We start from the raw sequence: 16,057 nt of genomic DNA on the forward strand, positions 1-16,057 counted from the left end.
ACATGATGCGCTGGAAGGAGAGTTGTTGGTGAAGAACACCAACAACGGCGTTAGCGTCGACGGTGGATGTCGGCATCCCATTGATGCAATTCATATTGTGCGCTGGAAAGAATGTTGTGTTCATCAACAACGACGGTAGAACAATAAAAAAAGAACCCTAAAGAAGATTAACATGAATAATTCATTGAGACTGGTCCTTCTGCTATTTTCTTGTCTGACGCTGCATCACGTGGATACAAATGCCCAAGACAGGATGGCCAAAGGAAGACTGGATAGTATTGGTGTGTCCCTTGTAAATTTTTTCAAGGACCGCGGATATTTCGAAAAAGACAAAAGTGTCGAAAAGTGCCTCAAGACCATATATGGTAGTGATATGCTCTCCACCAAGTTGCTCGGCGATGATCCGATCGGCATCTACACCGTGGGGGTCTTGATCAGTCGCGCGCGTCGCTTCGTTCTTATCGTCGATTCCAAGGGCTGGAAAATTGAAAACAATGGAGCCTTGTCAGAACTCGAAGACATGACCGCGTTCTTCCGGCGGCATCGTGTAAGCAATAGCGACATCGATAAATATTTGAGGGCGGTGTTGCTGATTCATGAGTATAATGAGAAGTAGGGGTGATCAACGCCTCCGAATAAGGCTGGTTTATTTTAATGTTCACTCGCACACCGAAAGAAGTTGTTGGTGGGACACCAACAACGGCGGTGGAGGTCCTATTATAGCAACTGGAAATTTAGTAACACATCCCGGAATGCTTAGCCAACACATTGCTGAAGACCAGGACTTGCCAGGGCACATCCCCAGCCTTTGAGTATACGCTCCACTGTGGTCACACCCGGTTGTTGGTGTCCCACCAACAACCACCATTCAGCTACAAGCGCCCTCCACCATCACCCCCGCCGTTGTTGGTGCCCCCGCCGTTGTTGGTGTTCCCCTGCCGTTGTTGGTGTTCCCCCGCCGTTGTTGGTGTTCTTCACCAACAACTCAGCTGCCAAATGTTCTCCACGACCACCACACACCAATCAACCTACTTAATCCTCGAAAAATACCTCAACTCATACCGCACCTGCCCCTTCCCCGGAAACACCGGCTGCATCTCCTTCCTTAGTACCATATGCTCATCATCAAGCTTCACCACCTGATATTTCGACAACAGCTTTTTATCCAAACTCCGATGCACCAACGAATCCGACGCAGGCATCTCATAAAAAAAGAAACGAAATTCAGCTTCCCGGGTCATCCTTAACCTGCCGTCGGGTTGATAATGTTGAAGTGGTTCTTCTTCCGTGTCGGTTCGCGTATAACCGAAGCCATTGTAAAAACTATAAACGGAATCTATTTTCCACGACCCCTGAAGCAGTTCGCGTTTATCGGGTGCACAAGAAGCCAGAAGAATAATAAGGACAAGCGGGGTGAGGGTGGTTTTCATAGCAATTAACTTTTTTAAGGCCACATAAGACAGGCGCCGGTAAGATACAGAATAAATATCCCGCAGAACTCACCAGCGCCTTCCTTACAATTGTTTCACACGCCTTGCCTTTTCACAAATCCCGTTTGGGCTCCATTTTCATTTGCCCGGGCGTGACGGGCAAATGAAATCATGCGTTTATCAATAATTGGAATTCTGTTTCAATGTACCTGCGCTCAAGTCGACCTCGCGTTGCGGCAGGGGAAAGTAATAATGTTTCGGGCGCACAAAGGTCCGGCCCGGTTTGAAGGGACCGCGGTCTTGAGCGTAGAGCGTCACGATGTCGACGAGCCCGGCTTTATCCCAGCGCATCAAATCCTGGTGGCGGTCGTTTTCGCCGGCCAACTCTACACGGCGTTCGTGCATGATGTCGGCCATGGTGGCGCCGGTTTTTTCGGACAATCCTACGCGTTTCCGCACGGCGTTCAATTCATCGTCGCCATTCTGACCGGAGCGGATCTTCGCTTCGGCAACCAGCAAATAAACGTCAGCCGAACGCAACCAAGGCGCATTCAAACTTTGGCTCATGTCGCCATTAGCGGTGAAGTTGGTGTACTTGCGGAAGGCATAGCCCGTGAGTCGGGTATCGCCTGCTTTGAAAGTATAAACGCTATCCTTCATGATCGTCACCTGGTCGCCGGGTTTGAAAATGGAATAATCCAGGCGCGGGTCGTTGGGCTCGAATTCGTCTACGAGATCCTGGATGGGTTCGTGGAAACCCCAGCCGCCCAAGCCACCGGGTGTGTGATAGAACGCGGGAGAATCATCCGTTGTCCATCCGCCTTCGTATTGCAAGCCGTAGAGAACTTCGGGATTGTTTTCGGTGGCGAGTTGGAAGTTGTCCCCAAAGCTATCGGCCAATTTATACGTCGCGCTGTTGGTGATGTTGGCTCCGGCGGCAATGGCTTTGGCCCATTGTTCCTCGTAGACATACAGCTTGGTGAGGAAACCATAGGCCGAGCCTTTGGTCACACGACCCAGGTCTTCGCCCGTGTAGGAAGCGGGGAGCATGTTCGCAGCATTCTGAAAATCCGCTTCGGCTTGCGCCCGCACTTCTTCCAGCGACGACTTGTCTTTGTTGAAATTGTTGGCCACGACATCGGCTTCGAGTATGAGGGGCACCTCGCCCCAGATCACCGACAAGCGCCAGTAAGCAAAGCCTCTCAGAAAATAGGCCTCGCCCATGCAGCGCGTACGCAGCGATTCGTCCATCACCACTTTCGGTGCGTTCATCAGCACGGCGTTGGCGCGTTGGATCACCTCGTATTTGGTCGACCACGTGTTGAGGATGTGCGTGTTGGAGGCGTTGAAAGTGAAGAGCTCCAACTGTGCTTCGGCGTCGCCGTGGTCACCGGCGCGGACCATGTCGTCCGAGCTGTTGTCAAAGGTGTATTCGGTGTGGGCAAAACCATCTTCATCCAGCAAGGGCGTATAGATGGCGTTGGTGGCCGCTACGACGTCGTCGCCGTTGCGCCAGAATTGGCTGGAAGTGATCTGGCCGTAAGGTGTGGAGTCGAGCAAGTTTTCCTGGCATCCGCTCAGGAGCACGAAACAGCACAATCCTGCAGCGCCGATGATCTTCGTTATGGATACGTTATTCTTTTTCATAGGATTAAAAAGTCAGGGTTGCACCGATGGTAAACGTTCTTGACAAAGGATATTGCGCATAGTCAACATTCACTTGCGTGTATTGACCACCCGAACGGTTTCCTTCGGCATAACCTAGTTCCGGGTTGAGGCCTTTGTATTTCGTGATGGTGAACACGTTTTGTCCCGACACATAGAAGCGGGCCGACGAGAGACGGAGGGTTTCCGATACCGTGCGGGGAAGCGTGTAGCCCAGCGTGATATTTTTCAACCGGAAAAACGCACCGTTTTCCACAAACAAGTTCGATGTGCGGAAGTTCAGGTTGGGGTCCGTAGCACTCATGCGCGGAATACTGTTGCTGGTGCCGTCGCCGTGCCAGCGACCCGTGGCTTCCTGATACATGTTGAACGAATAGGCAGCATTGAGGCCTTGCATCCGGTCTGCGTTGTAGAGGTCTACGCCCGCTACGCCCAGGAAGAACAGGTTCAAGTCGAATCCCTTGTAGCCCAAGCCGGCATTGATACCATAGGTTACTTTCGGGTTGGGGTTGCCCAGGATCACGCGGTCTTTGTCGTCGATCACGCCGTCGCCATTCTGATCTACGAAACGGACATCACCGGGGTGAATGAGACCATCGGTCCGGCGGCTGTCTTTGGCAATGTTTGGATCGCTGTCGATCTGCGATTGATTTTGATATAAACCATCGGCACGCCAGCCGTAGAAGGTACCGTAGGGATTGCCCACATACGAGCGGGTGATCTCCTGGTCGGTGCGGCCATAGGTCTGCGAGGCCAGGAAGCTACCCGGTGTCAGCAATTGGGTTACGGTATTCTTGATGAAGGTGGCGTTACCGCTCAGGGTATACGTCAGGTCGCCGGTGGTTTTCCGGTACGATACTTCCACTTCAAGACCTTTGTTGCGCATCTGGCCTACGTTCTGGTCGGGGATGGACGCTTTGCCCAGGGTTCCCAACGAAGGCGGCGACAGCAGCATTTTCTTCGTGTCTTTAATGAAGTAAGCCAAGGTGAAGAGCAGGCGGTTGTCGAGCACGCCGGCATCGAGTCCGATGTTGGTCATCTGGGCAGTTTCCCATCCCATGTAAGGGTTGGGAATGCGCGCTTGCGCGGAACCCTTTATCTGGCTTTGCGGATCAGAACCCAGCGCATAGTTGTTATACGTTCCACCGTTGCGGATCAGTGCGAGGTATTGTAGCGAAGCCACATTCTGATTACCCAATTGTCCCCAGCCTCCGGTCAACTTCAGGTTGCTGAAGAACGGCAGGGCATTTTTGATAAAGGTCTCTTCCGACAAACGCCAGCCCAAAGAGAAGGCGGGGAAATAACCCCAGCGGTATCCTTGAGCGAAACGCGACGAACCATCGGCGCGGAATGTTGCGGTGAGCAGGTAACGATCTTTGAATGCGTAGTTCACGCGGCCGAACGCCGACTGCAGTGCATCGTAGGTGCGGCCACCGTTGTCAGACCCAAGGTTGACGATCGTCCCGGCTTGTGACATATAGCGCAGCGTGGGGTCTTCGCTGGGGAATTCGCGTCCGATCTCTTTCGAGTAAATGTCTTTGAATGTCTGCGAGGTATAACCGGCCACGGCACCGATCTGGTGGTCGCCGATCTCCTTGTTGTAAGACAGGAAGTACTCTTGCAAAAATGCCCAGTACTTTTCGTTGGTCAACGTCAACTGGTTGTAGTTGGTTTGCCGGTACTGGTTGTCGACCTTCACTTCAAAGTTGTGCGAATCCAGGAATGACGCATCCATGGCCAGGTTGGCTTTCACCTTCAGGCCTTTGATAATTTCATATTCACCGTTAACGCTACCTAAAACACGATTGCGCGCGTAGTTCACGTCTTGTACATCGATGGTGTACAACGGGTTGTTGATGTCACCAAAACCGGGAATGCTCGAGCTGTAGGTGCCGTCGGGATTTTTTACGGGCAAGCCGGGATGGAAGCGAATGGCGCTCCACAACAGACCGGTTTGTGCCGACGGTGCGTTGGGTGCGTTGGCACTGATGTCGCTGTTGCTGTTGGTGTTGGTGAACTGCAGGCTTTGACCGATTTTCAGTTTCTCGCCGATCTTATGATCGCTGTTGATGCGGAAGGTATATCGCTTGTAGTACGATTTTCCGATGATACCCTTTTCGTCATATTTTCCACCAGAGATGGCGAAGGAAGAATATTTGCCACCCCCGCGGATCGAGAGATCGATGTTGTTGGTGGTTCCACGCTTGAAAACTTCGTCTTGCCAATTGGTCTTCTGGGTTTGATACTGAGGATCTTTCCAGATGGCCGGGATGGTGGAACCATCGGGCGTATCGTTGGTGTAGGCCTCTGTCTTCAATTGTGTGTAGGTGGGCGCATCCAATACATCGATGGTTTTGATGCGACGTGAGCTGCCGGTGTACGCGTTGAGCGTGAACTTCAGTTTGTCGTCAAACTTGCCGCGCTTGGTCGTGATGAGCACCACGCCGTTGGCAGCACGGGTACCATAGATGGCGGAAGCGGATGCATCTTTCAGTACGTCCATCGATTCGATGTCGTTGGGATTCACATCGTTCATCGATCCGGCGGGTACACCGTCGATGACGATCAAGGGATCGGCGTTGTTCACCGTTCCAAGACCCCGGATGCGGATAGAACCGGCATTGCCCGGTGCGCCGCCGTTACGAACGACGTTAACACCGGCTGCACGTCCTTGAAGTGCTTGCTGTGCGCCGCCGGAAGGGATGTTCTCAAAATCAGAGCCCTTCACAACGGACACCGATCCCGTAACATCTTTCTTGTCTTGTGTACCATAACCCACCACGACCACTTCAGACAAGGTCTTGGCATCGGGTTCCATCTGGATACTCAACGTCGTTTGATTGTTGAGGACAACTTCCTGCGTGAGGTATCCGATAAACGTGAAGACCAACACCGCGTCGTCGTTGGGTACGGACAAAGAAAAATTACCCTCTGCATCGGTCACGGCGCCGATGGTTGTGCCTTTCACCACCACGTTCACACCGGGTAGTGAGCTTCCGAATTCATCCTTCACGGTGCCGGTCACCACGGTGGCCATCATCGTAGGCTGCTCGTACACAAACAGCGGTTGGTTAGCCACCCATGCCACACCGGTCGGCCGCGTCTTTGCCGAGGCGGTGAGCACGCCCGCAGGTTTCTCGTGCGGCGTGACTTCCGTCAGGGTGATCTGTTTCTTTTTGATGCGATAGGTCACGTTCGTGCCGGTGAGCAAAATGCTCAGCACTTCTTCAATATTCTGCGACCGGATATAGATGGTCACTTCTTTTTGAATATCCTGAAGCTGGCTGTCGTTCACCACGAAATGATAGTTGGTCTGGCGTTCGATCTCTTTCAGGGCCTTTTTCAGCGGCGTGTTTTTCAGGTTCAGTTCAATCACGGCTGCGGTAGGGGCGCCGCCGTTGGGATTTGCCTGAACCTCTCTCACCAGGAAGGTCATCAGCAAGGCTATGCCAAGCAGCACACCTCGCCTGAAGCCGTTCCCCGGTTTCCTGTTCTCACGGTAGTTGATCTCCATAGGGTAAATAGTTTGCGTTGTTAGGTTTGCGTTTAGTTGTTCGTCAGTATGATGTTGGTTCCGTCTCTTCTGGCGCGTATCGTGGAAACATCCTGGATGAGGCCAAGCACTTCTTCCAGTGTTTCATCTTCGATGGTGATCGACATGCGTTCATTCAGGGCTACCGTTGAGTCGGCTACGATGTTCACTTTATAGCGATTTTCCAGCTGCAGGATGATGTCGCGCAGGGGAGCGCTGTCAAAGCTGAGTTGTTCTTCTTTCCAGGCCGAAAAATTGGCAGGGTTCACTTTTTTGCGCGACACTTTGTTGGCCTCGGTGTCGAGCGTGATCTGGTCGCCCGGCTGCATCACAAAATGGGAGTTCATGCCGTTGACGTATAATTCGATCTTGCCTTCTTCGAGCGTGGTCTTGATGGCGGGCTCGGCCGTGTAGGCTTGCACGTTGAACTTTGTTCCGCGTACGAGCACCTGGATGTTTTCGGCTTTGACAATGAAAGGCTGTTTCTTGTTTTTTCTGACATCAAAAAAAGCCTCGCCCTTCAGACGCACTTCACGGTTGGCGGTCCCAAACGTCGGAGCGTATTCCAGGGTGCTGTGCCGGTTGAGCCACACGAATGAGCTGTCGGGCAAAAGAATGCGCATGTTGTTCTCGCCGGCATTGTAGACCACCGTGCTTTGCCGCGTCACAAATTCTTTGGACAATACAAAAAAAATGGTGCCGGCCACGGCCAGCAGGGTGACGGAGGCCGCGATCTTTAAAAAGAGCGATGATTTGGGTTGACGTTTCAGTGCGGGGTGGGCGACGGTCCGGCCCGAAGCCTGGATGTCTTGCGCCAGTTGTTCCCAGGCAGCGTTGATCTTGGGTTGATTATACCGGGCCAGCGTGACCGAGGCCTGGTAGGTGTTGTTCATTTCATGGAAATAGCGGCGATTGGCTTCGCTTTCCTGTACCCAGGCGTACAGCGTTTCAACATCTCCGTCGGAGGCGTGGCCTTCCAAAAAACGCGTGATGATTTCCTGGATCGGTTGTGGGGCTTCTTCGTTCATAGGCTTCGGTGGCTAATACAATAAACTTAGCCCTTACCCCGACAACCCCTGAAAATATTTTTATTCGAAAAAGGCCAGCAGCAACACCAAGGCGATGTGCTCCCTGAGCTGGAGACGCAGTTTGGCCAGCGCCCGCGACATCTGGGTCTCTACGGTCTTTATGGAAATGTTAAGTTTTAGCGCGATCTCCTGGTATTTAAGTCCTTCCTGGCGGCTTAATTCGAAGATTTTCCGGCATTCGGTGGGCAGATCCTCCATGGCCGTATGGAAATCTTTTTCCAGGTCTTTGGCCAGCAGGGCATGGTAGGAGTGGGCGGCCTCGCCGGAAACTTCCTGCACATAGAGAAAGCGCATCAGGTCGGCGTGTTTTGTTTTTCGTTTCTGGACGATCAGGAAATTGAGACAACGGTTTTTTACGGACGTGAACAAATAGGAGGAAAGGGACTGCTGTTCGTCAATTTTGTGACGGTCTTCCCAAAGGGTGGAAAACAGCTCTTGCACAATTTCTTCGGCCTCGACGGGGTCATTCAAAAACTTGCGGGCATAGGCGCAAAGATTGGGGTAGAGCCTCCGGAACAAGAGCTCCAGACTTTTGGCATCACCTTTTTTGATACGGGCGATCAGGTCGGTATCGATCGGTTCGGACACCTCTTTCATGGCGTTCACGACGTTTAAGAATCCATCCTCCAGGCCGCGCTGGTTATTTTCAGGGCAGCCGTGATTTTTCCGGGCTCAACGGGAAATGTGATAAAAAGGCAACTTGTCACAGTTTTGTGGACACCGGGCATGTCCAAAAGGTGACGTCCAGGATGGGCTGATCCGTTGCTCTGCCAGATCCCGATCATGAACGATTCTGACAAAAATAGGGAGTTTTTTGTATTCGCGAAATCCGGGACCGGAACCGTAACAAAAACTTAGCACGACTTGGGGGACATTCCGAACGATGGCGAAGCGCTCCATTTCATCATTTCATTTTTTATATTTAAATCGGAAACGTGATGGACGTACATTTTAGGAGCAAATGGTCACCACGATTTAACCTGTTCAAAAAAACAATCCCCAGGCGAAAGCCGTTATGCTAAGAATTGGTTTAAAGATCCCGTTATGGTTGAAATATTATTGATTGAAGATAACCCTGACGACGCCCGCCTGGCGATGCGCGCATTAAAAAAGATCAACATCGTCGATGGGATCCACCATTGTGGCGATGGCGCCGAAGCAATCGATTTCATCTACAAAAACAAGGCATACCACGATCTGAAGCTTATCCTCCTGGACCACAAAATGCCCAAGGTGGACGGCCTTGAATTGTTGAAAAGAATAAAACGCGACGAATTGATGCGCCACATCCCCGTCGTGGTCCTGACATCGTCGAGCGAAGGCGACCACATCCTGGAATCCGCCCGGCTAGGCGCCAACGCCTACCTGGTCAAGTCCGTTGAACTTCCCGATTTCGAAGAACAACTGGCCAAAGTCGTTTTATATTGGATGAACATGAACAATAGCCAAAACCCGTCGGCAGTCTCCGAAAAATAGACCAGCTCCCGCCATCCCATCCCCAGCCTCATTTCTCCACTTCGATTCGAACGCCTTCGCTGTGACTCGTAAACTCCGGGGCATACATGCTCTCGATCGTGGTGATACCATTCGAAAAATAACCGGCATTGTTTACGCGGAGGTCGTATTCGAAAACATAGACGCCTTTTTCCATCGTGTCGAAAAAGAAATGTGTGGCGGCGTCTTTGGTGCTTTGATAGTAGCCCAATCCGACCTGCCATTTATATTCCGACAACACATCCACCGGCTCGAGACCAGCCGCGCGCATGTCTTTCATGTGGAGGAATTCCATCTGCCGGTCCGCCCTGAGCTCGATGCGTACCCGCAGCAGATCACCAACCTTAAGGGCAGGGGAGCCTGGCTTCACCTCTGTTAAGAGCTCACCCTTGTCCGTCCGGTTCACGAGGAATAATTTTTTTGAAAGCTTCAAGGGCGTTTCCGCGGGCGTGATCTTGTCGAGGTCTTCAAAATATTGCCAGTACAATCCTCCCCACGCGATGCCGTTTTCTTTTTTGGCCAGGGTCACCGTGCTCAGGGCGGGGGTGATGTCGTCCCCTTTCCACGAGGTCTTGAAATAACCCGTACCCGCTTCCACCGACTTGGCCTCGGGCGTGATTTTTTTTGAGCCTGCTGTCACGTCCAGCGTTTGGTTCAGGGGAAGCCACTCCGATCCAGTCAAGAGCAACGCGTAGATAGCTTCGGTGGTGGCTTTGGTGGTCTTCCATTGGCTGGTCTGTTTGTTCTTCAAGAGCCAGATGCGCATCTCGTCCAGCGTTTTAATTTTCTGGTCAGGAGCAATGGTTTTGTCATCGCTCTCAATTTCGTTGAACGCTTCGATCATGAGGGCCTGGGTTTCCACGGGCGCGTGATACCAATACCAACTGGGCGTATTTTCTTTCCAATACATACCCATCTCTTCGTTGGTGATGCTGGTCTCTTTCAGCGAGGCAACGATCGCCCTGGCCACGGTGGGATCGCCCTGGCGATGTTGGATCAAGGCGATCATTCCTTTTAAATACATATCGTTTTCTGTCCAGTAGCGCGCGGTCTGCTTTCGGTAATACTCCAGCACCGGCGCCAGTCTTTCACTCACGGCAACATCCGGAAAGAAGCTGCGCATGTACAAGTATTGAATTTGTTCCGGGCCGCAAGCCTGTTTATCGAGGAAGGCCCGGATCAGCTTTTCGGAGTCTTTACTGTTTTTGAACTGGATGTTTGCCTCACGCCGCAAGTGTTCATAGTCTAAAATGATCTGCTCATCGAGGAAGGCGACGGCCCTGTGCACGATGGCCGCCGCTTTATCATTGCCCGATACCACCTTCAGCTGTTTCAAATGTCCATAGCCGGAAGCAACGTGTTGTGTGATGTAGCAGCAGGAGTGATCGGCGCCCGTGAACCACGGGAAGCCGCCGTCGCCCCGTTGCATTTCCCCAAGCTTGCGCACCACCGCCTCCGACTGATCTTTCATGGTGTTGAGATCAAACAAGAGACCGAGCCGCTGCGCTTGCTCGGTTTCACTTTGAGCGTCGCGCAGCCACGGCGTTTCTTCGATGATGATGGATTTTAATTCTGGATTTTTTTCAAGGTTGCTGGTCAAGGTGCCGGAGGCAGACCAGGCGGCGAAAACTTCTTTGATCTTCGGTTGGCTGTTGGCGATATAGCTCGCCAACGTGTTGGCGTAATAGCGGGAGAAGAGTTGTTCGGCACATTCGTGTGGAAATTCCATGAGATAGGGCAGCGACTTCACGGCCAGCCACGCCGGGTTCGAGGTCACTTCCAGGGTCACCTGGTGGTGGACCAATGTAGTGGAGTTGGTGGTCTTTAATTTTTCCAGCGTAAAAGTTTTGGTCTGGCCGGCGCGCACAAACATGGGCAGCGATTCGGTAACCAGCATACGATTCGAAAGCACCGGCAAGGCATTCTGCTCGCCGTCGCTAAAACTCCCAGCCTTGGCCACTACTTTATATTGCAGGGCTTCGGCTCCCTGGTCGGGTACATGCAATTTCCAGGATACCTCCGTATTTCCTTTCGGTCCAGCCTTGAACGACTTGGTTCTTACCTGGTTCCCGTAGTACACATCCACCGCCGCACCAGTCACGGGATTTGTTAATTGCAACGCCACTTTTCCTTCCTTGCTCTTTGAGGTGAGATTGGCAATTTTAACCGACAGGATCACGTCGTCGCCTTCGCGCAGGAAGCGTGGCATGTTGGGGGTCACCATCAATTCTTTTTGGGTAACGGCCTGCAAGGTTTGTGTGACCGTGACCAGGTCGCGTGTGTGTCCCAGCAACTGAAGCTTCCAACGCGTTAAGGCTTCCGGCGTGGTGAAGGTGAACCGGATCATGCCATTTTCGTCGGTGGTGAGGTGCGGAAAAAAGAAAGCCGTTTCGTTAAAGTTTTCGCGCGCGTTGATCTTCGCCATCACGTCATCCATTTTTTTCTGACCGGATTTTGTGGTCACTACGATCACCCCGTTGGCGGCGCGCGAGCCGTAAAGGCTTATGGCCGCATCGCCCTTGAGCACCTGCACATCGGCAAGGTCGGCCTGATCGATCTTCGAGGATTCTACGATCACGCCGTCCACCACATATAACGCGTCAGCGTAGTTCACAGAAGAATTGCCGCGGAGCCTTAAATAGCCCGAGCCGCCGGGCATACCGGTTATTTGTACACCCGCTACTTTACCTTCCAGTGCGGAGAAGACCACATCGCTTTCTTCCGTTTTTATAGTGGTAACCGACCCGGTCATGGATCTTTTCTCCTGGACGCCATAAGCCGTCACCACCACTTCGGAAAGCCGCATGATCTCTTCTTCCATCGTCACGTTCATAACATTCTTCCGGCCCACGGCAGCTTTCGCGGTGCTAAGACCCACGAAACTAAAAATCAAAGTGTCGCCGCGGTCGGCCTCAAGGGAATACTCGCCCTGTGCATTCGTCTGGGTGCCGTTGGTGGTGCCTTGGATAACGATGTTCACGCCCGGTAGCGGTTCGCCGTCGTGCGTGGCCACCTTGCCATAGATAAAACCTTTCGCCCCGTTCCGGTTGTTGGAAAGAGAGACCTTGGAGGGATGATTGACGCTGGAGCCCGATGCATACAGCCGACCCAGGTAAAGCCCGTTGTAATATTGTTTGTTGCGGATGCTGAATCCAAACCAATACAAATCATCATGATATTGACGCGGTATCGAATAGAAACCATAGCCGCCATTTCGAATCGTAAATTTGGATACGCTGAAACTCCGGTCGCCCCCGGGTCTGTACAAAGAATAATACGCTTCGGTATGAACCGGGTTAAAGCGCCAGGCGTGTGGCGTGAACTGATCCAGGGATGCATCGTACATGGACGCCAATATTTCGGTATGCTTCCGGAGGAAGTCGTCGCCGGTCACGGAGAAACTCCACGTTTCTTTTCCGCCGGGTTGCAACTTGTCTTTAAAGGTGACGGTCTCTATCTCGAGTTTCTTTCGCGGCGATTCGATTTGCGCGGTTCTGCTGCCCACAAGAAGCGCGTTGTAACAGGACGCACTGTAATGCACGGCAAACCCTGTGCCCATGCCCTCCGTCACCGGGATGGTGTATTCTCTCAGGTTCCCGGAGAAATGATCGACGTAGGTCTTCACGATCTTATTGTTCTTTTCAATGTCGATCGTGATCGTAAGATCGGCAGCGGCAGAACCGATCCGGACTTTGGCTACGTCACCGACCAGGTAGGAGGGTTTGTCCATTTCAAAAACCAGGAGCTGGTTGTCGTCAACGGTTTTGGCGGAGGGATCGAACACGGTGAAACGATGCAGGTCGGTGAGCGTGTCGCCCGACACGTCGACGGTGGTCAGCTCCATCACATAGCTGCCGTTTGGCCAGGCCGGATTTATTTTGAAAGGTATTTCCTTAGCCACGCCGGTGTTGAAAGGAAATTCAGCCACGCGTTTTTCTTTTTGCAAGGCCTTGGGGTTTCTGCCGTCGTTATAGAGATCGTGCGGGAAGAGTTTGTGAAAGGCTTCTTCCGTCGCTAGCGGTATATCGGTGGCCTCCCAGGGAAACGGACGTGCGGGCGCTGCTGGAAATTTTAGTTTATAGATCGCGACGTTACCTTTAGTGGGAACAAACTGACCGTTCTGATTTTCGGTGCTGATGGCAATGGTGTGCGACGGGTCTTTCCGGTTCATGCGAGCCGGTGCACTCACGTTGGCGACCAGTGCCGTGTAGCCCACTTTGACGATGAAGGTGGCGCTGCGGGTTTCGCCATTCAGGTCCGTTACGTCGACCGTCACTTCATAGTGAAACACGGGATGTTCTTTTTTTGAAACCGCTTCGTCGGGTTCGGCGGAAAAGCTGATCGGAAATTCGCCCGAGGCATCCGTCACGCCATTGCCAAACGCAATTTCGCGGTCACCCTCCCGCGCGTAGGAGTGATACCAATAGTACCAGCGGGGATACCGCACGTTCCGTTTGATGTGATAACTGAACCGTGCACCACTCACCTTCGCCCCGCTAAACGATCGTGCCGTGCCTTTCAATGTCACCGTGTCGCGCAGGATAAATGTTTTCGTCACAGGCTGAAACGATACTTCGAAGGTGGGTCGCTTATATTCTTCTACGGTTATCGTCAAATCGTCCGCATAAAAATCATCCATCTCCTCGTCATAGAAGCGGCTTTCTTCTTCCATGTCTTCATCGGCCGTAAGCGTGTACTCGCCGGTGAGCCCATTGGCGGGAAGTTTAAACTCGCCGCTGAAGGAACCATAAGCGTTCGATTTGAGGCGCATCTTGCTCACCTCCGAACCATTGACGTCTCTCAACAAAACCTCCACCCACTCTCCAGCCAATACCGAGGATTTCTTTTTATCTCTTTTTGTAAGGATGCCCTTGAAGTAAACCGTTTGCCCCGGACGATAAATACTGCGGTCGCTGAAGAGAAAAGATTCCACGTCCACCTCTTCAGGGGCTTCGTCGCGGGGATATAAGTTGATATAATAATTTCCAAACGTGGCGCTGTCCACTCCGTGTCGCACGGTGGCGTAGATGTCGTAGCCGTACCGTTCATTGCCATTCAACTCAACAAAGCCATTTTTGTCTGAGGTGTAATGAACGTCGACTCTACTCTCGGTGGTCGACTTCTGGTCCACTTTGAGATGGATGTCGGCGCCAGCAATAGGCTGGCCGTTGCTGCGGTTCACTACCTGAAAACGATATTGGTTTTGGAGACGGCCGTCGAGCAAGACCAGGTCCGTAACCTGGATGGAAGTGAAGGCTAAGATCGGGATGTTTTTTTTCAACGAAACAACACGAACCAAAACAAAGAACTTGCCGGCCGGCAGTTTGGGAAGAACGATTTCTGTGCTGTGCACCTGGTAGTCATGCAAATTCTTCAACCCGGTGTTCCATTTTGTCACGGGCATTAACTTGGAGACGGCATCGAGCAGAGCCGAGTCCGGAACATCCCGAAGGTCTTTCCTGTCGAAATCGGCAGTGACCCTGAACACGCCAACCGATATGCTGTCGATGTTCTGATACGAAACACGCAGGCGTGACAGCGCTCCGGTAGGAATATATTCTTCCCCCAGAAGCGAAAGCGTTGCGCGGAGCATGCTTTCTTTCAGTTGGGCACACCTCGCTGCACCGTCACTTTCCGGGAAACGCGCCATCGCGGCGTCGCACAAGGCGATCGCTTCTTGTTTCTTGAATTGATCTTTTGTGTTCCCGAACGGTTTATATTGGTTGCCATCGCGATTGAGCTCGCTCGCCAGTTCAAACGCCACGAGCGTGGATGCCGGATGATGGCGATAGGTAGCCTCAAGTTTCTCCAACGCTTTCATGCGCAAGGCACGACCATCCTCAAACACACCCTCCGCCACGAGGAACTCCAGCCTTTCCATTTCCAGGTCCACCAACGCAAACGTGTCTTTTGCCTGTTGATGAAAGGCAATGAGATTTTTCATGATCTGGATGCCTTGCCAAAGCGGCGACAAGCTATCGGCTGCCGGTGGAGGCGACAGCACATCGAACGAATCGAACAGGCGTGGATCTTTCAACGTAAACGCCTGGATCGCCTTCTTGCTGAGATTGTCGGAATTTGTATAGAAGTTCAGCGCGATATGGGCGAGCAGGTCATAAACATAGGGGCGGTACACCTTCGAGTTTTCGGCGGGTGTTAAAATATCGTTCAGCGTGGTGAGAGGGGTTGTCTTTAATACGGCCGCATCGCGAAGGGAATTTTGATAATGCCGGTGGATCTCGGCAAACATCTGATCCGTGTCCCATGTACGGAAATCGGTCGCATTCACTTTTTCCGCCGTACGCGAATGTTGGTAGTAGGTGGACAGGTGTTCCTGAAAATATTCCCAATACGTGCGGGCCAGCGCCGCTTCGAGGATATTCCGCAACGGCGCCCGGCTGATCGCGATCTCGGTTTTGAATTTTTGTACAATGCTCAACTCGGCGTCTTCCTGCAACGCCGAAATGAACTTGGCCTGGTAGAAGATCGCCTTTGCTGCCTCGGAAAGGTTGTCGTCGTGCCGGGCCTTCGCATAGATGCTGTCCACCACGGCCTTTGCCGACCGCGGCAGCAAACGCACCTCATACTGGTAGACATCGCTCCAGTGTTTCTCGTAAAAAGTCAGTTTAGGTTGGGCGACCGCGGCGGTATACAGCAACGAAAACAGGAGGACGGCGAAAATGGATCTCATAAAGGCGTAGGCTGGTTCATCGTCCCCTAGGATGCGGGGGGCAGGGCTTTTCCATAAAATAATAGAAATAAAACGATAACGCCCGGATGCTGCCAACAGCCAAAGGGTTGGCCCGGAAACAAAAAAAGCCAGGAGCGATGCCCCTGGCTTACATTAT

8 protein-coding genes are annotated in these 16,057 nt (G+C 52.4%); 2 read left to right on the forward strand and 6 right to left on the reverse strand.

All coding sequences use genetic code 11. The features are described 5' to 3' along the window. Positions 1-172 precede the first annotated feature (172 nt). On the forward strand, positions 173-616 hold the full coding sequence (locus BUB30_RS24080; RefSeq protein WP_143165058.1) for a hypothetical protein: 444 nt from the start codon (positions 173-175) through the stop codon (positions 614-616). Positions 617-1,028: 412 nt separating this feature from the next. Here BUB30_RS24080 and BUB30_RS24085 read toward each other — a convergent pair whose 3' ends face one another. The 5 genes from BUB30_RS24085 to BUB30_RS24105 form a co-directional block, all read right to left on the reverse strand. Next, entirely contained in the window at positions 1,029-1,430 is a 402-nt protein-coding gene (locus BUB30_RS24085) for a hypothetical protein (protein WP_143165059.1), read from the reverse strand. Positions 1,431-1,610: 180 nt separating this feature from the next. After that, positions 1,611-3,077: a RagB/SusD family nutrient uptake outer membrane protein gene (locus BUB30_RS24090; RefSeq protein WP_084138339.1), complete on the reverse strand. Its 1,467-nt coding sequence runs from the start codon at positions 3,075-3,077 to the stop codon at positions 1,611-1,613. Positions 3,078-3,081: 4 nt separating this feature from the next. Then, positions 3,082-6,609 (reverse strand): SusC/RagA family TonB-linked outer membrane protein, encoded by a 3,528-nt coding sequence (locus tag BUB30_RS24095; protein WP_073139186.1) that lies wholly within the window; start codon positions 6,607-6,609, stop codon positions 3,082-3,084. Positions 6,610-6,641: 32 nt separating this feature from the next. Beyond that, entirely contained in the window at positions 6,642-7,655 is a 1,014-nt protein-coding gene (locus tag BUB30_RS24100) for a FecR family protein (protein WP_073139189.1), read from the reverse strand. Positions 7,656-7,715: 60 nt separating this feature from the next. Beyond that, positions 7,716-8,312: an RNA polymerase sigma-70 factor gene (locus tag BUB30_RS24105; protein WP_073139192.1), complete on the reverse strand. Its 597-nt coding sequence runs from the start codon at positions 8,310-8,312 to the stop codon at positions 7,716-7,718. A 447-nt stretch (positions 8,313-8,759) separates the two neighbouring features. Here BUB30_RS24105 and BUB30_RS24110 point away from each other — a divergent pair, with 447 nt between their 5' ends. After that, positions 8,760-9,191, forward strand: coding sequence for a response regulator (locus BUB30_RS24110; protein ID WP_073139194.1), 432 nt, complete (start codon positions 8,760-8,762; stop codon positions 9,189-9,191). A gap of 28 nt (positions 9,192-9,219) precedes the next feature. On the opposite strand, the gene BUB30_RS24115 is transcribed toward BUB30_RS24110, so the two are convergent. Next, positions 9,220-15,900 carry an alpha-2-macroglobulin family protein gene (locus BUB30_RS24115; protein WP_073139197.1) on the reverse strand — a complete coding sequence of 2,227 codons (6,681 nt, stop codon included), beginning with the start codon at positions 15,898-15,900 and terminating at the stop codon, positions 9,220-9,222. Between the last annotated feature and the right edge of the window lie 157 nt (positions 15,901-16,057).

The organism is Chryseolinea serpens, assembly GCF_900129725.1.
GTDB lineage: Bacteria > Bacteroidota > Bacteroidia > Cytophagales > Cyclobacteriaceae > Chryseolinea > Chryseolinea serpens.

Coding starts and splice junctions, on each gene's coding strand:
- BUB30_RS24080 (WP_143165058.1), top strand. CDS start 173: ATGAATAATTCATTGAGACTGGTCCTTCTGCTATTTTCTTGTCTGACG.
- BUB30_RS24085 (WP_143165059.1), bottom strand. CDS start 1,430: ATGAAAACCACCCTCACCCCGCTTGTCCTTATTATTCTTCTGGCTTCT.
- BUB30_RS24090 (WP_084138339.1), bottom strand. CDS start 3,077: ATGAAAAAGAATAACGTATCCATAACGAAGATCATCGGCGCTGCAGGA.
- BUB30_RS24095 (WP_073139186.1), bottom strand. CDS start 6,609: ATGGAGATCAACTACCGTGAGAACAGGAAACCGGGGAACGGCTTCAGG.
- BUB30_RS24100 (WP_073139189.1), bottom strand. CDS start 7,655: ATGAACGAAGAAGCCCCACAACCGATCCAGGAAATCATCACGCGTTTT.
- BUB30_RS24105 (WP_073139192.1), bottom strand. CDS start 8,312: ATGAAAGAGGTGTCCGAACCGATCGATACCGACCTGATCGCCCGTATC.
- BUB30_RS24110 (WP_073139194.1), top strand. CDS start 8,760: ATGGTTGAAATATTATTGATTGAAGATAACCCTGACGACGCCCGCCTG.
- BUB30_RS24115 (WP_073139197.1), bottom strand. CDS start 15,900: ATGAGATCCATTTTCGCCGTCCTCCTGTTTTCGTTGCTGTATACCGCC.